Here is a 22,073-nt window from a genome sequence, read left to right as displayed (position 1 = left end):
GGAAGACGAAAACTTCGATGTGGGCGACACTTCGCGGCGCCGCAAGGGGCGCGCTGCCACCCTTTCTGCTCTGGCTTGCCCTGTGCGGCACGGCGACAGCCGCCGGGTCGGTTGCCGGATTGGTGACCGAAACACCGACGGCGGCCCCGGTGGGCGACGATGTACGGCTGGCGCAGCAGCTTGCCCGCCATGCCGGTCAGCCGCTGGTGATCAATTTCTGGGCGTCGTGGTGCGAGCCCTGTCGCGAAGAAATGCCTGCGCTGGCGCGCCTGCCGGAAAGGCTGGCGGGCACCGGACTGGTCGTGCTGACCGTGGCAGTGGCCGACCGCGAAGCCGACGCCGCACTGTTCATGCAGCGCGCCCGCCTTGCGCTGCCGGTGCTGCACGACCGCGACCAGCGGCTGAGCCGGCTGTGGGGTGTGCGTCTGCTGCCCTGTACGGTGGTCCTGGACCGGCAGCATCGCATCGTGGCGCGTGCGCAGGGCGTGATCGAATGGGAGGACGACGCAGTGCTGGAACGGCTGCGGGGTCTGCTGAAATAGTTATTGAATGGATCGGAGTGTCATCATGGATCGTCGTCGTTTCATCCAGTCTTCCGCACTGGCCGGCCTGTCCGGCATGCTGCCGCTGGCCGGCTCTGCCGCGCAGCCCGCCTTCAATCCGTCGCCGGACGCCGGCTGGCGCACCTTCGAGGTGACCACCGTCGTCACGCCGGTCACGCGCGGCGAAGTGGCCACGGCGTGGATTCCGTTGCCGTCGATCGACAACCCGGACTGGATCAAACCGCTGGCCAGCGACTGGCAGGGCAACGCAGCGCGCGCCGGCATCGCGGAAGACACCGTGTATGGCGCCAGGATGCTGGTGGCGCAGTGGCGCGCCGGTCAGGAGGCGCCGGTGATCGAACTGGTGAACCGCTTCGCGACGCGCGATCGCGCAATCGATTTCAGCCGGCCAGGCGCCGTCGCGCCGCTCGATGCGCAATCGCACAAACTCTACACGCAGGCCACCGAACTGCTGCCGACCGACGGCATCGTGCGCGACACCGCGCTGAAGATCACCCAGGGTGCGGGCAACGACATCGAGCGCGCCCGCGCGCTGTACGAGTGGATCTGCGACAACACCGAACGCAACCCGAAAACGCGCGGCTGCGGTCTGGGCGACATCCGCAGCATGCTGGAGAGCGGCAACCTGAGCGGCAAGTGCGCCGACCTGAATGCGCTGTTCGTCGGTCTGGCCCGCGCCGCCGGCCTGCCGGCGCGCGACGTGTATGGCGTGCGCGTGGCGGATTCGAAGTTCGGTTACAAAAGCCTGGGCAAGGCGGGCGACATCACGAAGGCGCAGCACTGCCGCGCTGAAGTGTGGCTGGCCGGCTTCGGCTGGGTGCCGGTCGATCCGGCAGACGTGCGCAAGGTGGTGCTGGAAGAGCGCCCCGGCCTGACGTTGAAGGACGACGTCGTGGTGGCTGCGCGCAAGGCGCTGTTCGGTTCGTGGGAAATGAACTGGCTGGCCTACAACGTGGCGCACGACCTGAAGCTGCCGGAAGCGACCGGGCCGGCCATCCCCTTCCTGATGTATCCGCAGCTGGAAACATCCGCCGGGCGCGCCGACAGCCTCGATGCGGGCAGCTTCGTCTATGCCATCACATCGAAGGAACTGACCGCCTGAGCCTGACTGCATCCGCCGGCGCGGCCGTCCGGCGCGCCGGTTCGTCATCGTGAACGATTCCCGCCTCCTGAGCGCAGACGCGCACTTCCGCCTGACCGACGTCCCGCGCGCCATCCGGTTCTTTCTGGACACGGACCGGCGACGCTATCTGCTGTTCATCTGCGTGCTCGGCGTGGTGCAGTTCTACCCGATGCTGCCGCCGTTCCTGATCGGTCAGGTCGCCGACTTCCTGATCGGCTGGCAGCGCGGCGATTCGCTGACGCCGATGTACACGCTGATCGCCACGCTGGGCGTGGCGCATGCGGTGGTTGCGCTGGTGCGGCTGTCCACCAAGCGGGTGATCGGCCGCATGTCGATCGATGCGCGCATGCGCGCCAAGGTGTGGGGCTTCGAGCGCCTGCTCGGCTTTTCGCTCGGCTGGCACCAGAAGGAAAGCACTGGCAACAAGGCACAGCGCGTGCTGACCGGCGCCGACGCGGTGCGCGACTGGACCAGTGACCTGGTGAACGCGCTGCTCACGGCATCCGGTGCCTTCTTCGGCGCGCTGATCGCCTGCATGCTGCTGCACCCGGCCACGGTGTTCTTCTTCCTGTACTACTGCGGCGTACTCGGCTTCATCGAGTGGTATTTCTACCGGCGCATCGCGAAGCTGTCGGACCAGATCAACGCGTCGATGGAAAACGCCAGCGGCAGTTTCGTCGAAAGCGCCGCCAACATCCTGTCGGTGAAGGCGATGAATGCGGGCGCCGACATGACGGCGCGGGTCGCCGCGCGCGAACAGGCAGCGCGCGACTTCGCCTACCGTCGCCTGCGCCTGACCAACACCAAGTGGATGCTGTTCCAGCTGCATACCGCGCTGGCCTGGTCACTCTACATACTGGGTGTGGCCTGGGGCGTGATGGAAGGCGGGCTGTCGGTCGGACTGGTACTCACCTACACCGCCTACTTCAACACGCTGCGCGAAGCGTCGATGGACATGACCGACCGCGTGCAGACCATGATCGAGCGCACGTCAAACCTCGGCCGCATGATGCCGCTGTTCGCACCGCAGACGGCGCAGCACGGCACACTGGACTGGCCGGCCGACTGGCAGGTGCTGCACGCCGAAGCGCTGACCTTTGCGCACGACGGCCGGCGCGTGCTCGGCCCGCTCGATTTCACGATACGGCGCGGCGAGCACATCGGCATCGCCGGGCGTTCGGGTTCCGGCAAGAGCACGCTGGTCAAGCTGCTGCTCGCGCTCTACCCGCCGGAATCGGGACGGCTGGCGGTCGACGAGGTGCCGCTGTCCGGCATCCGGCACGAGGCGCTGCTGCACCAGATCGCCGTGGTGCCGCAGGAAACCGAACTGTTCAGCCTCTCGCTGCGCGACAACCTGACGCTGGGCCGCGACGTGAGCGAACTCGATCTGCTGAATGCCTGCCGCATCGCGCAGCTCGACGACGTGATCGCGCTGCTGCCTGACGGCCTCGACAGTCCGGTAGGGGAAAAGGGGCACAGCCTGTCAGGTGGCCAACGACAGCGCGTCGGCCTCGCGCGCGCCGTGCTGCGCGATGCGCCCGTGCTGCTGCTCGACGAAGCCACGTCGGCGCTCGACGCCGACACCGAAGCGCGCGTGATCGACGCGCTGATGAGCGATCACGCGCCCGGCCGCACGGTCATCCTGATCGCGCACCGGCCGCGCGCCTTCGAGCGCATGGACCGCGTGCTGACGATGGACGCCGGGCAATTGGTTGGCCCCTCCGCGGCGATTCCGGCCTGATAGGGGTTGCGCCGCTGCGGTCGGGATGCGGCGGCGGCTTGCGAAGGTCAGAGTTGGGCATCGCTGCGCTCACCCCAACCCACGTGCGACGGTGCTGGGCGGGTACCTCCACCGGGGTATTGCGGCGAGTGGGCGGGGCAGCGGATGCTGCAGGCGTCTGCGATAAGTGTAGGTTGGGGTGAGCGCAGCGATGCCCAACAAGCAGCCTCAACCAGGAGCCCCCATGAACAGCGGCGCGACCCGACCGCCCAGCATGTTCCAGCAGATCGGTGGCGAAGCGCCGCTGCGCCGGCTGGTCAATGCCTTCTACGACATCGTCGAAACCCACCCGGACGGGGCGCCGGTGCACGCCCTGCACCAGCACGGTTTCGGCGTCGCCCACCTGCGCGAGGCGCAGTTCGAGTTCCTGTGCGGCTTTCTCGGCGGCCCCCGCTACTACGCCGAGCGCATGGGCCATTCCAACCTGCGGCAGATGCATGCGCACGTCGCCATCGGCCAGGAGGAAGTCGTGTCCTGGCTGCGCTGCATGGTGCATGCCATCGAGGCGACCGACATTCCGATGGACGTCGCGCCGAAGCTGATGCAGCACCTGACCCGCGCGGCAGAAGCGCTGAAGAACAGGCACTGAGCAGACATGCGCCCCGGCAAGCGGGGCGTCGACGAAAAAGGGGCCGCCGAAGCTGCCCCAAGGCGAAAGTACGTCGAGCGGAGAGTGTGCGTCGACGACTCAGGCCATGCGGCGGCGCATGAACGCCATACCGGCCAGGCCGAGGCCCAGCAAACCCAGTACGCCCGGTTCCGGGATCGGCTGACCGATCGCTTCGCGGAAGGTGGTCGCCAGCACGACGCGGTCGATCAGGACGTTGTCGCCCGGATCCAAATTCGCAGTGCGGATGCCGACGCGCGTAATCTGGTTGATGCCCGAATTGCCGACGAAGCTGGCGTCCGGCGTGCCGAGGTCACCTGCAGTCGGGTTCAGCCAGGCGTCGAAGTTGGTGTAGTTGCCGGCCGCGTTGCGGTACAGGTGACCGACGATCTGATGGGTCCGGCCAAGCATCACGTTGCTGGACGCCAGAAAGTCGCCACTGCTGCCGGTGGTGCGCACGAACAGGTCGTTGCGCGACGCGTCGTTGGTCACCTCGTTGCCCTTGAGGCCGAGCGTCGGGCGATTCGAACCTTCGTTGGCAGCGCCGTTCTGCAGCCACAGACCCAGAAAATCGTTGTTGCCGATGTCCGAACCGGTCGCCACCTGAATGAAGAAGCTGACGAATACGCTGTCGCCGGTAAAGGCCGATGACAGGGCGCGGTGCGCCGCGTTGCCCGCGTTCGAGGTGAAGGATGCTGCGCGGTTGCCGTCCAGATCAACCGCCGGATCGCTGACCGAAGCAGCACCCGTGGCGCTCCAGCCGCCGCTCCACCCGGTACCGCCGTTGGCGCCGTTGAGCGCGCCGGTCGCGTAGGAAAAATCATCCGCGGCAATGATGGCGGCGGAAACGTGGCTGGCCGATGCGGCAAGCGCCAGTGTCAGTGCAATTTTCGAGAATTTCATCATGGTGTCCTGATCGTGGCGGGCGAAAAGCCAGAGCATGCCCGCGTCATCCTTGTGTAGCGACTCGACGTCCATCTCTTCGAGCCTGACAGGACGCGGTTAGCAATCGCCATGCCAAACCGGTGAACTATGTTTGTTTTCAAGCATTTGAAATTGCAAACAACTGCGCACGCTTGGCATCGACCGGCGCTGTAAAGCCTCCCGACAGCGTCCGCAGGCCGGTACACTGCGCACCTTGCCAACCCTGCTCACCGCATTCCGGCCCGGCGCTGACATCCGCGCGGGCACCCCACGATGATTCCAACCGACCCCGCCGGCACCCGTCTGCAGCCTTCCTCACGACGCATCGGCCCGCCCGCCTGCGTCAGCATCGTCATTCCGGCCTACAACGAAGCGGGCGCGCTGGCCGCCACGCTCGACATGATTGCCCGCCACCTGTCGGCGCTGACGCCCGCCTTCGAACTGGTGGTGGTCGATGACGGCAGTCACGACGCGACGGCACGCATCGCCTGCGACTGCGCGGATCGCCTGCCGGTGACGCTGGTGCGCTTTTCGCGCAATTTCGGCAAGGAAGCGGCGATTTCCGCCGGGCTGCAGTACGCGCGCGGCGATGTCGTGGTGTGCATGGACGCCGACGGCCAGCATTCGTCCGAATTGCTGGCCGACATGCTGGCGCGCTGGCGCGACGGCTACGACATGGTCTATGCCGTGCGCGCCGACCGCGGCGAACAGGGCCTGTTCAACCGGCTCGGCTCCCGGGTTTTCTATGGCCTGATGAACATGGGCGGCCGGCTCGACATTCCGCCCAATGCCGGCGACTTCCGGCTGATGGACCGCTGCGTGGTCGATGCCCTGCTTGCGCTGCCGGAACGCCAGCGCTTCATGAAGGGCATGTACGCTTGGGTCGGCTTCCGTTCGATCGGCATTCCCTACACGCCACTGCCGCGCGCAGCCGGCGTCACCACCTTCAACCGGCTCAACCTGATGCGGCTGGCGTGGACCGGGCTGACCAGCTTTTCGGTGCTGCCGCTGCGCATGGCCAGCCTGACCGGACTGCTGCTGTCGACACTGGCCTTCGCCTACGGGCTGTATGAAGTGATCGAGAAGCTGGTGTTCGGCATCGACCTTCCAGGCTGGCCGACCGTGGTGGTCAGCATCATGTTCTTCTCCGGCGTGCAGCTGCTGTTCATCGGCATCCTCGGCGAATACCTGGCGCGGGTGTACGAAGAGGTGAAGGGCCGCCCGCCGTATGTCGTGGCGGAACTGGTGCGGCGCGAGGCGGTGCCGCACGCAGACCGGTTCGAAGACTGAACATGCGCGCCTCCGTTCTGCTGTTCCTCATCGTCGGCGGCTGCGCCGCGGGCGTGCATTATCTGGTCACGCTGGCGGTGGATGCCGCCACCGGCGTGGATCCGGCGTGGTCAAACCTGATCGGCTTCGTGTGCGCCTTTCCGGTCAGCTACCTCGGCCACCGGCGCTTTTCGTTCGCCGGCACGCAGGCCAGTCACCGGCAGGCGCTGCCGCGGCTGCTGGCAGTGTCGTGCACCGCCTTCGTCGGCAACCAGTTGATGCTGGCTGCGCTGCTGCGCTACACGCCGCTGCCGCTGTGGATCGCACTGGCCATCGTCCTGGTGTGCGTCGCCGTCAGCACCTGGGTGCTCGGCCGCTACTGGGCGTTCGCACACCGGACGGCATGAAGACGGTGTATCTGACCGCCGACGACTACGGCTGCCACCCGGCCGTCAATGCGGCGGTGCTCGACCTCATCGACGCCGGCCGCCTCAGTGGCGCGGCCTGCATGACGCGCGCGCCGGGCTGGCCGGCTGCGGCCACTCGCATCGGCGCCCGCCACGGCGCCGCGGGGTTTGGCCTGCACCTGGATTTCACCGAATTCGCGCCGGCACGCCGCAGCCTGTGGCCGCTGATTGCCCTGAGCCTGAGCCACCGCCTCGATCAGATGCCGCTGCGCGACGAGATCGCCACCCAATGCGCACGGTTCGAAGACGCCACCGGCCACGCGCCGGACTATGTCGATGGTCACCAGCATGTGCACCAGCTGCCGCAGATCCGCGACGCGCTGATCGACGTGCTGCTGACGCGCTATGGCAGCCGGCTGCCCTGGCTGCGCATCAGCGGCGCGCGCGCGGGCGACGGCTTCAAGCCGCGCTTCATTGCCGCGCTCGGTGCGCCAGCGCTGTTGCGCCGGGCGCGCGCCGAAGGTTTCCGCGTCATGCCGCGCCTGCTGGGCGCCTACGGTTTCGACTGCGATGCCGCCGGCTACCGCAAACGGCTGGCGCACTGGTTCGCCACGGCCGATGACGGCGACGCGGTGATGTGCCATCCGGCGACGCAGGCCATGCCGGGCGATCCGATCGGCCGCGCGCGCGTGGTCGAACACGGCGTGCTGGCCGGGAGCGATTTCGACGACCGGCTCGCAGCGACCGGCATTCAGATCGGGCGGCTGCGACCGTGAACAGCTGGCATCCAGCCACTCACCCTTGACGCCCCGCTTTCCAACCCATTCATCGACTGCACTGTCAGCGCGCGCGCAGGCAGCGCGTTATGCCTCTGCCCCCGTCTCCCGGCCCGCTCCATGCATCCTGTGACCCCGACCGCTACAACGTTTCACCCTGCAACACGCAGCCTCCCGCGCGTGACTGCCCACGCCACCGGACTCGCGCTGTTGGCGCTCATCGCGTTGCATATCGCACTGACCTTCGGCCAGCACGGCATCAGCAACGACGAGTGGGTGCAGCACACATACGGCCGGCTGCTGCTCGACTACTACGCGTCCGGGCTGACCGACATGTCGGCCTTCCACTACAAGGACCTGTATCTGTATGGCGGACTGTTCGACCTGATCGCTGCCGCGCTCGAACGCGTGCTGCCGATGAATGTGTGGGACATGCGCCACTTGCTGTCGGCTGCATTCGGTTTTGCCGGCATGGTCGCCGTGTATCGGCTGGCGCGTCACCTGCTGAACGACACCGCCGCCTGCATCGCGGTGGCGCTGCTGATGCTCACCGGTGCCTGGAGCGGCGCACTGTTCACCCATACGAAGGACATCCCGTTCGCCGCCTGCATGGCGTGGGTGACCTGGTACACGACGCTCATCGTGACGCGCCTGCCGGCACCGCCACTCGGTCTGGTGCTGAAGCTGGGCGTGGCGATCGGCTGCGCCTTCGGACTGCGCGTCGGTGCGGTATTCGGCGTCATGGTGCTCGGGCTTGGCGTGCTCGCTTCGATAGCGCTGGTCGACGGCGACTGGCGCGCCCGCCTCGCGCATCTGGGCCGCTCGCTGCGCGCGCTGCTGCCCGCCGTGCCGGTCGCGCTGGCGCTGATCGCGCTGTTCTGGCCCTGGGCCGCGCAGGCACCGGGCAATCTGGTCAAGGCGCTGACCACCTTTTCGCACGTCACCTTCGCGATCCAGACCGTGCTCGACGGCCAGGTCATGGCGATCACCGAAGTGCCGCGCAGCTATCTGCCGATCTATCTTGCCGTGCGTCTGCCGGAACTGGCGCTGGCCGGACTCGCTGCCGCGCTGAGTATGGCGCTCTCCGCGGCGCTGGCCGGACCGCACCGCACGTGGCGAACGCAGCTGTCGTGGCTGTCGGTCATTCTGGCGGCGCTGTTGCCGCTGGCGCTGGCCATCGCGACCCGGCCGGCGCTGTACAACGGCATCCGCCACTTCACCTTCCTGCTGCCGCCGCTGGCGGTCATCGCCGCCGCCGGGTTGTACGCCCTGTGGCGGCACGCCCGCACTTCGCGCCGTCTGGCGGCTGCCTTCATCGCGCTGTGCCTTTTCGGGGCGCTCGATCCGCTGGTCGCACTGGCGCGGCTGCATCCCTATCACTACGTCAATTACAACCGGCTGGCCGGCGGCTTCGAAGCGGCGGTCGCCGGGCGCTGGGAAGCCGATTACTGGTCGAATGGCGTTCGCGAAGCGACCAGTCTGCTGCGCGACCATCTGAAAGGCACGACCCGGCCGTCCGCGCCCTGGCAGGTCGCGGTGTGCGCCGACCCGGTCGAAGCCGACGCCTGGCTCGGCCCGGAATTCATCATCACCCGCGACTGGGTGAGCGCCGACTTCTTCATTTCGACCACGCACATGGACTGCGACAGCGTACTGGCCGGCCGCGTCATCGGCCAGGTGGCACGCGAAGGACTGCCGCTGACGATCCTGAAGGACCGGCGCATGCTGACGGCGGAACAGCGCCGGCTGCTGCGCTAGGGTCTGTTGACATTGAATCGCCCATGAGCCGCACCGATCCGCCGGTCGCCCGACATTTCCGCCAGATCCTGATGTGGCCGCTGCGGCTGATGCCGCTGCGCAGTGGTGATCAGGTGCAACGCCACCCGCAGGCACTGGCCGCCATCACCGAAGGCAATCCCTGGCGCGAACAGCGCGACGAATTCACCGGTTCACCGGCCGACTTCCATGAGCGGCACTACCGCGAATTCGTCACCTTCCTGCCGCATGTGCAGCGCTTCCTGTATGGCCAGGGACGGTCGAGTTCGACCCAGCCCGGCTACGGCGAATCGCCGATCCGCGTATTCCGGCGCAACGATGTGGCCGCGGTGCGGCTCGGCTGTGAAGACGGCAGCACGCTCGACCTCGCGGTTCAGCACATCGACCTGTACTTCTTCTACGACGTGGATGTGGTCATCCTCGCGATGGAAGTGCATGCCGACAACCTGCCGCTGGCCCGCGTGCAGGAGCTGCTGTTCCGCTTCGGACGCGCCTTTCCGGCGAAGTGGAGCAATGCCGATACGGATGGGCGCGCAGCACAGTGCATGCGCACCGTACAGTGGGTCGGCCACGACGGTGCAGTGCTGGCCGAGTCCGACTATGGCGACCGCGAACGCTATCTGCACCATGCCTGGGAGCACCGTGCCTCGTGCATCGGCCGGCACTGGGAATACCTGCTGCAGCCCATGGTGCTGCACCATTCGGAAGCGGTCGGCGATATCCGCTACCGGCAGCTGGAATACCACCGGCTGCCGAAGATGACCTTCCTGTCGTTCGACGACCCGTTCGCGCTGAACCGCGAGGATTTCGTGCGTCTGGGCCAGGCCACCCAGCCGGACGACGGCCATCCGCTGCCGTATTCGGAACAGGTGATGGACGAGTTCGAACGCACCGCCTGCTACGACCGCTTCTGGGTGCCGTCGCGACGCAGCGACAACGCCAGCACGCGCGTCATCTGCACCGGCCCCTCGATGGTGATGGTGGGCAAGCATGGCCTGACCGGCTATTCCGACCCGCAGAACGGCCTGCTGGCGGAGTTCCGCCACCAGTACTTCCTGATCGGCCTGATCGCGCACTTCCACCGCGCGTCGCTGCTGATGCTGATGGACCGGCTGGTGGTCGCGGTCAGCCTGCTCGATGCCGACGACGTCGATTCGCGCCGCCGTTTCAAGCGCGGCATCCGCCAGACGATGGAAATCTTCCTGCGCTTCAACCACCGCTACTGGTTCGGCGAAGTGTCGAAGCAGTCGATGGCCAAGGACCTGTTCGACCTGTGGACCCGCAACCTCGGCAATGAGGCGCTGTACAGCGAACTGCGCGCCGAGGTGCTGGACATGGACAACTATCTCGAGGCGGACGACAGCCGGCGCCAGAACGAAACGCTGCTGCGCCTCACCGTGGTGACCATCTTCGGTCTGGTCGGCACCATCGTCACCGGCTTCCTCGGCATGAACATCTTCGACGGCCCGCCGGCCACATTGGCCGGCAAGATCGGCGCCGTGCTGGTGGTGACGGTACCGACCGTGCTGCTCGCTTTCTACACGCTGAAGAAATCGAGCGCGCTGTCGGAATTCTTCGACGCGGTGTCGGACGACACGCTGACCCGGCGGCAGAAGTTCAGGTCCTTCCTGCGCATCTGGCGCGGCCGGCCGACCGGGCGACGGCGCAACGACCTGCGGGCGCGCAAGCCCTGAGGCTGCGGGTGGCGCGACAAGCCTGTTGGGCATCGCTGCGCTCACCCCAACCTACGTGGGTGCGGTGAGCGCAGCGAAATCCGATACCCGCGTCAATAGGCGGCGCTCGCCGAACGAGCCGTAGGTTGGGGTGAGCGCAGCGATGCCCAACGGACGAACGGCGCGCCGGCGCATGCCTGCAACACCCTTCCCGGCTGCAGCCCCCTGCAAAACCCCGCTCAGTCCGCTTCACCGCTCTCCGGTGCGGCCACCGGCAGCTCAGGCACCGGCGCGTCTGCCGCTGGCGTCTCGGGCGGCAGTTCCGCCTCGGCGATTTCTTCTGCGAGTTCTTCCTCGGACACCTGTGCCGCACCGGCCAGTGCAGCCAGATCACCGACCCAGCGGGCGCGCGCGTCGTTGTCGAGCAGATTGAGCTGGTCGATCTCGACCTCTACGCGCGAGCGCGGGTCGCGCGCCGGCAGGCTGGGCGAACGCAGCACCAGCGGCACATGCTCCAGCCGCACCAGCGATTCGCGCAGCACGATGGCCGGCCACACGGTATTGCCTTCGCGCGCCTGCTGGCGCAGCCAGCGCAGGCACCAGTAACGCTCCATGCCGCGCTGGAAGTCGGCGTAGGCCGCGTAGGCCAGTTCGAAATCGCGCAGCGCTGACAACAGCGCTTCGGACTTCGGCGGAAACACCGGCTCCTCGCCGCGCAGCAGCGCAATCATCTGCCACTGGTTCACCAGGTCTACATAGCGGCGCAACGGCGAGGTGGACCACGCGTAGCAATCGACGCCCAGCCCCTCGTGCGGTGCGGCGACCGTGGTCATGCGCACCTTGCCTGCACCCTGGGCGCGATACAGCGCCGGAATGCCGGCATCACGCAGATCGCTGCCCCAGGTATTGTTGGCGACGATCATCAGTTCGGCGACCAGCTTGTCGAGCGGGCTGCCGCGCGCGCGACGCTGGATGTCGACGCGGCCTTCGCCGTCTTCCGTCGTCTGTGCCCAGTCGACGTAGAAATTGAAATCCATCTGGCCGACATTGGCCGACGGCTTGCCGCGCCCGGCTTCCAGCACTTCGGCCAGGCGCCACAGCAGCAGCAGTTCGTCGCGCCACTCGAATTCCGGCAATTCGCCGCCGGTGATCGTGTCGTCGTTGAACAGCGGTTCGATTTCGTGGTGGCGCAGATTGGCGGCCACGGCAACCTGTTCGATGCGGCTTTCCTTCGCCGTGACGCGCAGGTCGGTCTCGACGTCGAGGTAGAGCGACAGCGCCGGACAGCTGCGGCCGGCCTGCAGCGTGTAGGTGTCCACTGCCTCGTCCGGCAGCATGGTGATCTTGCGGCCGGGGAAATACACCGTGGACAGCCGGCTTCGCGCGATGTCGCCCAGTGGCGTGCCCGGCTGGATGCCGAGCGACGGCGCTGCAATATGTATACCGATGCGCCAGCCACCGCCGGCCTTCGGCTGCACCGAAAAGGCGTCATCGATTTCGGTCGTGGTGGCGTCGTCGATCGAAAAGGCGCGCACGCCGGCCTCGGGCAGATCGCCGGCCGGCGGCACCTCGTGCGTCGGAAAGTCGGTGCCGCGCGGGAAGTATTCGAACAGGAAGCGACCGAGGTGGTACTCGTGGCTGGACGCAAATGCGCCGGCCTTCGCCATCAGCCCGACCACCGACAGGCCGGCCGACGCGGCGGCCGCTTCCACCGCCTTGGTTTCGAGCCGGTTGCGGTCCGGCTTGTACAAGATCTGCGCGCTGCAGGCCGCGATGTCCGGCGGCGTGCGCCCGGCGAGCAGCTCGGCGACCCAGCCATCGACCTGCTCCTGCTGCAGGCGCTTCTTTTCCAGGCCGGCCAGTGCGGCTTTCAGGATGTCGGGCGGCGCCTTGCGGAAGCGACCCTTGCCCTTGCGGTGGAAATACACCGGCGCGGCGTGCAGGCACAGCAGGATGGCGGCGGCCTGTTCGGCCGTGGGTGCGGCACCGTGATACTCGCGCGCCAGTTCCTCGAACGGGAATTCATCGTCGCCGCACACGTCCCACAGAAACGTGGCGTCGAGATCGGCCGCCTGCATCTCGGCCGCAGCCAGCAGGGCTGCCGGATCGGGGCTGGCGAAACGCAGCAGCACGTTGGCTGCCTTCACCTTGGAACGCTTGCCGCTCGGCAGTTCGACCTGCAGCGAGGACACGCTGTCGGTCATCACGGAGCCGGCGCGGAAGTGGCCGTCCTCTTCGAAAAGAACATTCATGAAGCGGGTACGCAAGAACTCGGACCGCGATTATCGCGGATAAGCGCCGCCCGGGGTCTGCGCGTTGTCGCATTGCGGCAAAAACCCGGAGCCGGCGGACAGTCGACGGCTACAATCGCCTGCCAGCCGCTGCAACGATCGCCCTGCCTGAACGACACCCTGTGGACGAACACGACGAAATCCTGCCGCTTGATGCAATGCACCGTCGCCTGAAAGAGGTGAGGTCGCTGCTCGACCGTCAGAAGCGGGTCGAAAGCCTGCTGCATCGTCAGGAAATGCCGCGTCACGACCTGGTGGAAACGCTGGTCGCCAAGCAGCACCACAGCGAGCTGACGAAAAAGCTCGACACGATGCACCCGGCCGACATCGCCTACATCCTTGAGGCCCTGCCGCCGGAGGACCGGCTGCTGGTGTGGGATCTGGTGCGCGCCGACCGCGACGGCGAAATCCTGCTCGAAGTGTCGGATGCGGTGCGCGAATCGCTGATCGATGCGATGGAGCCGAAGGAACTGGTGGCCGCGGTCGAACAGCTGGACGCCGACGAACTCGCCGATCTCGCACCGGATCTGCCGACCGAGGTCATGCAGGACGTGTTCAGCGCGCTCGACGTGGAAGAGCGCGAGCAGCTGCGTTCCGCCATGTCCTACCCGGACGATTCGGTCGGCGCGCTGATGGATTTCGACATGGTCACCGTGCGCGAGGACGTGACGCTCGAAGTGGTGCTGCGCTATCTGCGCCGCTTCGATGAACTGCCCGACCACACCGACCAGATCTTCGTCGTCGACCGCGAAGAGAAACTGCGCGGCGTGCTGTCGCTGAGCACCCTGCTGATCAACGACGGCGAAGTCGAAGTGGCGGCCGTGATGCGTGAGCATCCGCTGGTGCTGCACGCCTCGGACGACGCCGAATCGGCCGCCCAGGCGTTCGAGCGCTACGACCTCGTGTCGGCGCCGGTGATCGATCACCACGATCAGCTGATCGGCCGGCTGACGGTGAACGAGGTGATGGACTTCATCCGCGAACAGTCGGAAGAAGAGCTGCTGGCCCAGGCCGGCCTGCGCGAGGAAGAAGACATCTTCGCGCCCATCATGGATTCGGTGCGCAACCGCTGGGCCTGGCTGGCGATCAATCTGGGCACCGCCTTCTTCGCCTCGCGCGTCATCGGCGCCTTCGAAGGCTCGATCGAGAAACTCGTCGCGCTGGCCGCGTTGATGCCCATCGTGGCCGGCATCGGCGGCAATTCCGGCAACCAGACCATCACGATGATCGTGCGTGCGATCGCGCTCGGCCAGATCGCACCCGATGCGGCACGCCGGCTCTATCGCAAGGAAATGGGCGTGGCGCTGATCAACGGCATCGTCTGGGGCGGCCTGCTCGGCCTGCTGGCCGCCTGGCTGTACGATTCGTGGGCACTGGGTGCCGTGATGAGCGCGGCGATGACGCTGAACCTCCTGCTGGCCGCCTTCATCGGTGTGACGGTGCCTATCGTGTTGGCGCGGCTCGGCCGCGACCCGGCGGTCGGCGGTTCGGTGCTGATCACCGCGGTCACAGACTCCGGCGGTTTCTTCATCTTTCTCGGGCTGGCCACCCTTGTTTTGCTCTGATCGGGAACGTCCATGCGCCTCCGGCTCTTCACTGCCAGCCTTGCCCTGATGATCGCAGGCGCCTGCGCCGAAGCGGCCGACCGAGCGCTGACCGTCACCTGCGCCGAAGCCGGTGCGCTGGAACTGACCGTGCCGGACACCTGGACCGTCGAGGAAAGCCGGCACGATGTGCGCATGCCGCCAACCCTGACCGTGTCGGCGCCCGACGGCAAGGCGCAGTGGGTGGTGACCGCGGTGTGGAAGGCGGCCGATCGCAAACCGCCTTCGACACTGGATGAAATCCGCACCCGTGTGACGCGCACCGCGCAGACCGTCGGTGCGGCCGATGCACCGCTGCAACCGGTGCCGGCAAGCGCACCCGCCGGCTACTTCTTCGACGCCGGTGGCGCCATCACGCCGGAGCCGTTCTCCATGCTGCGACAGGGCATGCTGAAGGTGGGCGAGCTGACAGTGAGCTTCACTGCCATGGGTGCAGCGGGCCGCAGCGCCGATCAGGACGCGCTGGTGGAGCGGCTCGCCCGGGCCAGCCATCGCCGCTGACGCCCGGCGCGGATCAGGCGTTCCAGAGCTTCCACAGCATGCGCACGGCCAGCGCAACCAGTAGCAGCGAAAACAGCCGCTTGATCAGCGGCACCGGCAGCCGGTGTGCGGCGCGCGCGCCGAGCGGTGTCGTGAACAGGCTGCCCGCGACGATGGCGACCAGCGCCGGCAGGTGCACATAGCCCAGCACCTGCGGCGGCATGTCCGGCACGCCCCACCCATTGAAGATGTAGCCCGCCGTGCCACCCAGCGCGATCGGCAGGCCGAGCGCGGCCGAGGTGCCGATGGCCTGGCGGATGTCGCGATTGCACCAGGTCAGGAAGGGCACCGTCAGCGCGCCGCCGCCGATCGCAACCAGCGCAGACACCACGCCGATGCCGCCGCCAGCTGCGATCAGACCGCCCGGCCCGGGCAGCTGACGCGACGGCTTCGGCTTGAAGCCGATCAGCATCGTCAGCGCGACATAGCCGATGAACACCGCGAAGATCAGCGACAGCACCTGGGTCGACACTTCGCGCGCGATGAAGGTGCCCAGCAAGGTGCCGATCAGCACGCCTGTGGTCATCGTGCGCACCGTCGGCCAGTCGACGGCGCCATGCGCATGGTGGGTGCGCAGGCTGATCGCGGCCGACGCGACGATGGCCGCCATCGAGGTGCCGAGCGCCAGATGCAGGATGTGGTCGGGCGTGACGTGCAGCCGTTCGAACAGGCTGACCAGAATCGGTACCAGCAGCGCGCCGCCGCCGATGCCCAGCATGCCGGCGAAGAAGCCGACGACGGTGCCGAGCAGCAGGCAGGCGAGCACGAATTCGGTATCGGGGAAGAACATCATGGTGCGCTGCAAAAATCGCTATCTGAACACAGGCGGCAGTGCGACCGCAAAGCCCGCGTTGCGCTTAAGCACACAGGGCACCCGCAGGTGCCCTGTGACGGCAGCGCGCCGGGTCAACCGGCGATGGCCAGCTTGCCGCGCTTGTCCGACAGCGTGCGCGCCAGCAGCGACACCAGCGCATAGACCGCATCGATGTTCGGCGTCGGAATGCCGGTGATGCGGCCCAGTTCGCGCACCGAACCGACCAGCGCCTCGAATTCGAGCGGGCGGCCGGCTTCGACGTCCTGCAGCATCGAGGTCTTGTGCGCGCCGACCGCTTCGGCGCCGGCGATGCGCTTGTCGAGCGCGATCTTGAATTCCACGCCGAGCTTTTCGCCGACCGACTGCGCCTCGCGCATCATGTTGGCAGCCAGTTCGCGGGTCAGCGGGAAACGGCAGATATCTTCAAGCGTGGCATGCGTCAGCGCGGAAATCGGGTTGAAGCTCAGATTGCCCCACAGCTTGACCCACATTTCGGAGCGGATGTCCTTCGACACCGGCGATTTGAAGCCGGCGGCGATCATGGCCTGCGACAGCGCCTCGATGCGCGGCGAGCGCGAACCGTCGAGTTCGCCCAGCGTGAAGCGATTGCCTTCGATCAGCTTGATGACGCCCGGTTCGACCAGCTCGGACGCCGGATACACCACGCTGCCGATGACCCGCTCGACTTCGATGTTCGCGGCGACGATGCCGTCCGGGTCCACCGAAGTGACCGGTGTGCCTTCGTAACCCCCGGCCAGCTTGTGGAAGTACCACCACGGAATGCCGTTCTGCATCGTCACGACCATCGTGTCCGGGCCGAACAGCGCCCGCATGTCGGTAGCGACGTCCTTCACCTGATGCGCCTTGAGCGTCAGCAGGATCACGTCCTGCACGCCGGCGTCCGTCATCTTCTGCACGCCGCGGATGTCCGGCGCGTGCTCGACCGTACCGTCTTCCAGCATCAGCGACATGCCCTTCGCCTGGATGGCGGCGAGGTTGGGGCCGCGCGCGATGCAGGTGACTTCATTGCCGGCACGCGACAGCTTCACGGCCAGATAACCCCCGATGGCACCTGCGCCAACGACTGCAATCTTCATCTTTTCATCTCCCTCGAGAGCGCGGTGGCACGCCGGACACCGGTCACGCCGCCGCCGGCCGCGCCCGGCCGTCATGCGGCGGGCGCGGCGGTTTCAGATCAAGTACGGCGGCGCAGCTGGTGCTTGAGCACCGGCACGATGGGCCACAGCAGCATCACGAACGACAAGGCCATCAGGCCGCCGACCAGCGGATTCGCCCAGAAGATGTCCAGGCTGCCCTGCGACAGCAGCATCGACTGGCGGAAGCTCGATTCGGCCATGTCGCCCAGCACCAGCGCGAGCACCAGAGGCGCGAGCGGATAGCGCAGCTTCTTGAACAGGTAGCCGAACACGCCGAACACCAGCATCATCACCACGTCGAAAATCGAGCTGTGCACCGTGTAGGCGCCGATCGCGCAGATGACGATGATGATCGGGCCGATGACCGAGAACGGAATGCGCAGGATGGCTGCCCACCACGGCACTGTTGTCAGCACGATGATCAGGCCGACGATGTTGCCCAGATACATCGAGGCAATGAGGCCCCACACGAAGTCCGGCTTTTCGGTGAACAACAGCGGCCCCGGCTGCAGGCCCCAGATCAGCAGGCCGCCCAGCAGCACGGCAGCGGTCGGCGAACCCGGAATGCCCAGCGTCAGCATCGGCAGCAGCGCCGACGTGCCGGCTGCGTGCGCTGCGGTTTCCGGCGCCACCACCCCTTCGATGTTGCCCTTGCCGAACGAATCCTTGTCCTTTGCACCGCGACGGGCCAGGCCGTAGGCCATGAAGGAGGCCGGCGTGGCACCGCCCGGCGTGACGCCCATCCAGCAGCCGACCAGTACCGAACGGATCGAGGTCTTCCAGTAGCGCAGCAGTTCAGCCCAGGTCTTCAGCACCACGTCGAGCTGGATCTTCGCGCTCTTGCCCTTGAAGGCCAGGCCTTCTTCCATGGTGAGCAGGATTTCACCGATGCCGAACAGGCCGATCACCGCGATCAGGAAGTCGAAACCCTTCAGCAGTTCGGTCACGCCATAGGTCATGCGCAACGTGCCGGTCACCGTGTCCATGCCGACCGCGGCCAGCGCGAAACCCAGTGCCATCACAGCCAGCGTCTTGGCCGGTGGTTCCTTGCTCATGCCAACGAAGGAACAGAAGGTGAGCATCTGCACCGCGAACATTTCCGCCGCACCGAATTTCAGCGCGAACCTCGCCACCAGGGGCGCGAGGAAGGTGATCAGCAGCACGGCGAAGAACGCACCGACGAAGGACGACGTGAATGCCGCGGTCAGTGCGGCACCCGCCCGACCCTGCTGCGCCATCGGATAGCCGTCGAAGGTGGTCGCGACAGACCACGGCTCGCCCGGAATGTTGAACAGGATCGACGTGATCGCGCCGCCGAATAATGCGCCCCAGTAGATGCAGGACAGCATGATGATGGCCGAGGTCTGGTCCATCGAAAAGGTCAGCGGAAGCAGGATGGCGATGCCGTTGGCGCCGCCCAGACCGGGCAGCACGCCGATCAGGATGCCCAGCGTGACGCCGAGCACCATGAAGCCCAGGTTGGGTAGCGTCATCGCGACGCTGAACCCGTGCATGAGGTTGTTGAGTTCGTCCATCTCGGTCTCGGAGGATGAGTTCTTGTGGTGTCACAGACCGAGCATCAGCTCGATCGGACCTTTGGGAAGCGGCACGAGAAACCAGCGCTCGAACAGCAGGAAGGCGCCCAGCGGCACGCCGATCGAGGTGATCACCGTAGCCAGCCAGCCGAATTTGCCATGCACCTTCATGAAGAAGGCAATCAGCACGAACGACGACAGGTAGATACCCAGGAACACGACCGCCACCACGTAGATGGTCAGCGGAACCAGCATCTGCATCACCGAGCGCAGTTCCGTCCAGCTGGCGAACTGCGGCTGCGCGCGCTTGAACTTCATCAGCGCGGTGATCAGGATCCAGCCGCTTGACGCCAGCAGGATGCAGCCGATGTAGAACGGGAAGTAGCCGGCGCGCGGGCCTTCGCCCTCTTCCCAGCCTATGCCGACGCGGATGCTGTCGATGACCGCGATGATTCCCATGACGAACAGGAACAGCGCGACCAATAGTTCCGGCCAGCGGTTGGACAAGCCGGCTTCAGCGGCTTCCTCGGATCGCTCCATCACGAATCTCCAGAATGAAAACAGGGCGCATGCATCTTTGCGGCGGGCGATTAAATGAACACGGGCGGGATGACCCGCCCGTGTGACTGACTTGCTTGAGGCGGATTACTTGGCGAGGAAACCGGCGTCCTTCATCAGGCCGTAGTGCATCGCTTCGGTCTTGCCCACCCAGTCGGCGAATTCCTTGCCGCTCATGAAGGTCTGCTTGAACGCACCCTTCTTCATGAAGTCGGCCCATTCGGGTGTTTCACGCACCTTCTTGAACAGATTGACGTAGAAATCAACCTGCTCCTGGGTGACGCCCGGAGCGAGGAAGATGCCGCGCAGCATCAGGTATTCGATCGGCACACCGGCGCTCTTGCAGGTCGGAATGTCAGCCCAGGACTGCGTGTCCGTCACCTTTTCGGTGTAGCTCAGCTTTTCGGTGTCCATGATGCACAACGGGCGCAGCTTGCCGCCGCGCCAGTGGGCTTCGGCTTCGATCGGGTTGTTGACGGTCGAATTGACATGGCCGCCAACCAGTTGCACCGCCACATCGCCGCCGCCCTTGAACGGCACGTAGATCATCTTCTTGCCGGTAGCCTTGTCGATCATCGCGGTGATGATCTGGTCTTCCTGCTTCGAACCGGTACCGGCCATCTTGAACGTGCTGGCCGGCTTGGCCTTGATGTCGTCGATGTATTCCTTGGCCGTCTTGTACGGCGCATCGGCATTCACCCACAGCACGAACTGGTCGAGTGCGAGCATCGCGCCCGGCGTCAGGTCACGCCAGTTGAACGGAACACCGGTCGCCAGCGGCGTGGTGAACAGGTTCGACAGCGTGATGATGATCTTGTGCGGGTTGCCCTTGGCACCCTTCACTTCCAGAAAGCCTTCGGCACCCGCGCCACCCGACTTGTTGACGACGACCAGCGGCTGCTCCATCAGCTTGTTCTTGGCCACGATGCCCTGGATGAAACGGGCCATCTGATCGGCGCCGCCACCCGTGCCGGCCGGCACGACGAACTCGACCGGCTTGGTCGGTTCCCAGGCGTGTGCCGCGCCGGCCAGACCGATCGCTGCAACCGCAGACACCAGGGCTCTTGCGGCCCAGTTCTTGAACTCGATCATTGCGCTCTCCTCAGTGGATATTGTTGATGACGGTACTGCGGGAAAGGTCGTGGATCAGACACCCAGACCCAGTTTCTGTGCCAGCCCGATGCGTTGCAGCTTGCCGGTCGCACCCTTGGGAATTTCGTCCATGAACAGGATCTTGCGCGGCACCTTGAAGTCGGCGAGCTTCGTTGAAGCGAAGGCCTGGATTTCCTTGTCGGTCGCGCTCTGCCCTTCGCGCAGCACGACGACGGCGCCGACTTCCTCGCCCAGCTTCGGGTGCGGAATGCCGAACGTCACGACCTGGGCGACCGCAGGGTGGTCCATCAGCACTTCGTCGACCTCGCGCGGCGAAATCTTCTCTCCACCGCGGTTGATGATTTCCTTCAGACGACCGGTCAGCGACAGATAGCCTTCTGCGTCCTTGCTGCCCTGGTCACCGGTGCGGAACCAGCCGTGGGTGAAACCTTCCTTGTTCGCCTTCTCGTTGTTTTCGTAGCCGGGCGTCACGTTGGCGCCGCGGATGACGATTTCGCCGATCTCGCCGGCCGGCAGGATGTTGCCGTCGTCGTCCATGATTTCCACTTCAGGGCCGGCCGCCAGGCCGACCGCACCAGGCTTGCGCGGGCGCGGCGGCAGCGGGTTGGACGCCATCTGGTGCGACGCCTCGGTCATGCCGTAGGCTTCGATCAACGGCGCGCCGAACACCTCTTCCAGCTCGCGGATGACCTGCGGCGGAATCGACGACGACGACGAACGCAGGAAGCGCAGGGGGTTGCGGGCAATCGTTTCCTTATTGCGCGACGCGCGCGACAGGATGGCCTGGTGCATCGTCGGCACAGCGGTGTACCAGGTCGGATGCGCTTCATCCATCCAGGAGAAGAACTTCAGCGCGTCGAAGCCGGGCGTGCAGAACACCGACGCACCGGCGGACAGCGGCGCCATGATGCCGGCGATCAGGCCGTGGATGTGGAACAGCGGCATGATGTTCAGGCCGCGGTCCTTTTCGGTGAAGGCGAGGGTCGCGCAGATGTTCCGCGCCGAAGCAGACACGTTGCGCTGGGTCAGCGGCACGATCTTCGGACGTGAGGTCGTACCCGAGGTGTGCAGCACGAGTGCCACATCATCCGGCTGGGCGTTGCCCGGGTGCACCGGTGCGGACACGTCGGCCACTTCGCGCGGTTCCAGCAGGAAGTCTCCTGCGGCGTCCTGCGCCACCAGATCGATGACGCGCACACCCAGCTTCTTCGCCACCTCGATGGCCGGCGACACGCTGCCGCGATCGACCACGAGCGCCTTGGCGTTCAGATCGGACAGATAGAACTCGAATTCTTCGGCGCGATAGCCGGCGTTGAGCGGTGCGGCCGTGGCGCCGGCGGCGATGCTGATGAATGCGCTGGCCATGTCCGGGCCGTTCGGCAACACGATGGCGACGCGATCATTGCGGCCGATGCCGAGGGCGTTCAGGCGCGCAATGGTGCGTGCCATCAGGGCACGCAGCTGACCGAAGCTCAGGTCCGAACGTGCCGGCGCGGACAGCGCGACGGATGCATCGGCACCGGTGGAAAACAGCTCGATCAGCGTAGAAGTGGCCGACATACA

Annotated in this window: 19 protein-coding genes; 11 read left to right on the top strand and 8 right to left on the bottom strand. The window is 66.2% G+C overall.

What is annotated here, in order from left to right:
* Positions 1-17: 17 nt before the first annotated feature.
* From NMQ14_RS05355 to NMQ14_RS05340, 4 genes are all read left to right on the top strand, one after another.
* Positions 18-542: a TlpA disulfide reductase family protein gene (locus NMQ14_RS05355; protein WP_257094171.1), complete on the top strand. Its 525-nt coding sequence runs from the start codon at positions 18-20 to the stop codon at positions 540-542.
* 25 nt (positions 543-567) lie between these two features.
* Positions 568-1,665, top strand: coding sequence for a transglutaminase-like domain-containing protein (locus tag NMQ14_RS05350; RefSeq protein WP_257094168.1), 1,098 nt, complete (start codon positions 568-570; stop codon positions 1,663-1,665).
* A 49-nt stretch (positions 1,666-1,714) separates the two neighbouring features.
* The gene (locus NMQ14_RS05345) at positions 1,715-3,427 is read left to right on the top strand and encodes an ABC transporter ATP-binding protein (RefSeq protein ID WP_257094166.1); all 1,713 of its coding nucleotides are present in this window, start codon (positions 1,715-1,717) and stop codon (positions 3,425-3,427) included.
* 223 nt (positions 3,428-3,650) lie between these two features.
* Positions 3,651-4,055: a group II truncated hemoglobin gene (locus tag NMQ14_RS05340; protein WP_257094164.1), complete on the top strand. Its 405-nt coding sequence runs from the start codon at positions 3,651-3,653 to the stop codon at positions 4,053-4,055.
* A 99-nt stretch (positions 4,056-4,154) separates the two neighbouring features.
* Here NMQ14_RS05340 and NMQ14_RS05335 read toward each other — a convergent pair whose 3' ends face one another.
* On the bottom strand, positions 4,155-5,015 hold the full coding sequence (locus NMQ14_RS05335; protein WP_257094162.1) for a PEP-CTERM sorting domain-containing protein: 861 nt from the start codon (positions 5,013-5,015) through the stop codon (positions 4,155-4,157).
* Positions 5,016-5,270: 255 nt separating this feature from the next.
* On the opposite strand from NMQ14_RS05335, the gene NMQ14_RS05330 reads away from it, so the two are divergent.
* From NMQ14_RS05330 to NMQ14_RS05310, 5 genes are all read left to right on the top strand, one after another.
* Positions 5,271-6,287 carry a glycosyltransferase family 2 protein gene (locus NMQ14_RS05330; protein ID WP_306441087.1) on the top strand — a complete coding sequence of 339 codons (1,017 nt, stop codon included), beginning with the start codon at positions 5,271-5,273 and terminating at the stop codon, positions 6,285-6,287.
* A gap of 2 nt (positions 6,288-6,289) precedes the next feature.
* The gene (locus NMQ14_RS05325; protein WP_257078982.1) at positions 6,290-6,673 is read left to right on the top strand and encodes a GtrA family protein; all 384 of its coding nucleotides are present in this window, start codon (positions 6,290-6,292) and stop codon (positions 6,671-6,673) included.
* Positions 6,670-7,449, top strand: a complete 780-nt coding sequence (locus NMQ14_RS05320) for a ChbG/HpnK family deacetylase (protein ID WP_257094160.1) — start codon at positions 6,670-6,672, stop codon at positions 7,447-7,449. Before NMQ14_RS05325 ends, NMQ14_RS05320 begins: the two co-directional genes overlap by 4 nt.
* 180 nt (positions 7,450-7,629) lie before the next feature.
* A complete protein-coding gene (locus tag NMQ14_RS05315; RefSeq protein WP_257094158.1) occupies positions 7,630-9,207 on the top strand; it encodes a glycosyltransferase family 39 protein in 1,578 nt (525 codons plus the stop codon).
* Between the two features lie 23 nt (positions 9,208-9,230).
* Positions 9,231-10,919 (top strand): CorA family divalent cation transporter, encoded by a 1,689-nt coding sequence (locus NMQ14_RS05310; protein ID WP_257094156.1) that lies wholly within the window; start codon positions 9,231-9,233, stop codon positions 10,917-10,919.
* Positions 10,920-11,137: 218 nt separating this feature from the next.
* On the opposite strand, the gene NMQ14_RS05305 is transcribed toward NMQ14_RS05310, so the two are convergent.
* Complete coding sequence (locus NMQ14_RS05305) at positions 11,138-13,150, bottom strand: ribonuclease catalytic domain-containing protein (protein WP_257094154.1); 2,013 nt, start codon at positions 13,148-13,150, stop codon at positions 11,138-11,140.
* Positions 13,151-13,347: 197 nt separating this feature from the next.
* On the opposite strand from NMQ14_RS05305, the gene mgtE reads away from it, so the two are divergent.
* Positions 13,348-14,754 carry a magnesium transporter gene (gene mgtE / locus NMQ14_RS05300; protein ID WP_257094506.1) on the top strand — a complete coding sequence of 469 codons (1,407 nt, stop codon included), beginning with the start codon at positions 13,348-13,350 and terminating at the stop codon, positions 14,752-14,754.
* Positions 14,755-14,766: 12 nt separating this feature from the next.
* Positions 14,767-15,294 (top strand): hypothetical protein, encoded by a 528-nt coding sequence (locus tag NMQ14_RS05295; protein WP_257094136.1) that lies wholly within the window; start codon positions 14,767-14,769, stop codon positions 15,292-15,294.
* Positions 15,295-15,307: 13 nt separating this feature from the next.
* Here NMQ14_RS05295 and NMQ14_RS05290 read toward each other — a convergent pair whose 3' ends face one another.
* The 6 genes from NMQ14_RS05290 to NMQ14_RS05265 all read right to left on the bottom strand — a co-directional run bounded on the left by NMQ14_RS05290 (position 15,308) and on the right by NMQ14_RS05265 (position 22,070).
* Entirely contained in the window at positions 15,308-16,123 is an 816-nt protein-coding gene (locus tag NMQ14_RS05290) for a sulfite exporter TauE/SafE family protein (RefSeq protein WP_257094504.1), read from the bottom strand.
* 116 nt (positions 16,124-16,239) lie between these two features.
* On the bottom strand, positions 16,240-17,244 hold the full coding sequence (locus NMQ14_RS05285; RefSeq protein ID WP_257094134.1) for a 2-dehydropantoate 2-reductase: 1,005 nt from the start codon (positions 17,242-17,244) through the stop codon (positions 16,240-16,242).
* Between the two features lie 98 nt (positions 17,245-17,342).
* Entirely contained in the window at positions 17,343-18,839 is a 1,497-nt protein-coding gene (locus tag NMQ14_RS05280; RefSeq protein WP_069038704.1) for a tripartite tricarboxylate transporter permease, read from the bottom strand.
* A 30-nt stretch (positions 18,840-18,869) separates the two neighbouring features.
* A complete protein-coding gene (locus NMQ14_RS05275) occupies positions 18,870-19,379 on the bottom strand; it encodes a tripartite tricarboxylate transporter TctB family protein (protein WP_257094132.1) in 510 nt (169 codons plus the stop codon).
* Positions 19,380-19,484: 105 nt separating this feature from the next.
* Positions 19,485-20,489 carry a tripartite tricarboxylate transporter substrate binding protein gene (locus tag NMQ14_RS05270; RefSeq protein ID WP_257094130.1) on the bottom strand — a complete coding sequence of 335 codons (1,005 nt, stop codon included), beginning with the start codon at positions 20,487-20,489 and terminating at the stop codon, positions 19,485-19,487.
* A gap of 54 nt (positions 20,490-20,543) precedes the next feature.
* Positions 20,544-22,070, bottom strand: coding sequence for an acyl--CoA ligase (locus tag NMQ14_RS05265; protein WP_257094128.1), 1,527 nt, complete (start codon positions 22,068-22,070; stop codon positions 20,544-20,546).
* Positions 22,071-22,073 lie beyond the last annotated feature (3 nt).

This window comes from Methyloversatilis sp. XJ19-13, assembly GCF_024580155.1.
Taxonomy (GTDB): Bacteria; Pseudomonadota; Gammaproteobacteria; order Burkholderiales; family Rhodocyclaceae; genus Methyloversatilis.
The sequence above is the reverse complement of the archived record's forward strand: the minus strand, read 5'-3'. Positions and strand labels throughout refer to the sequence as shown.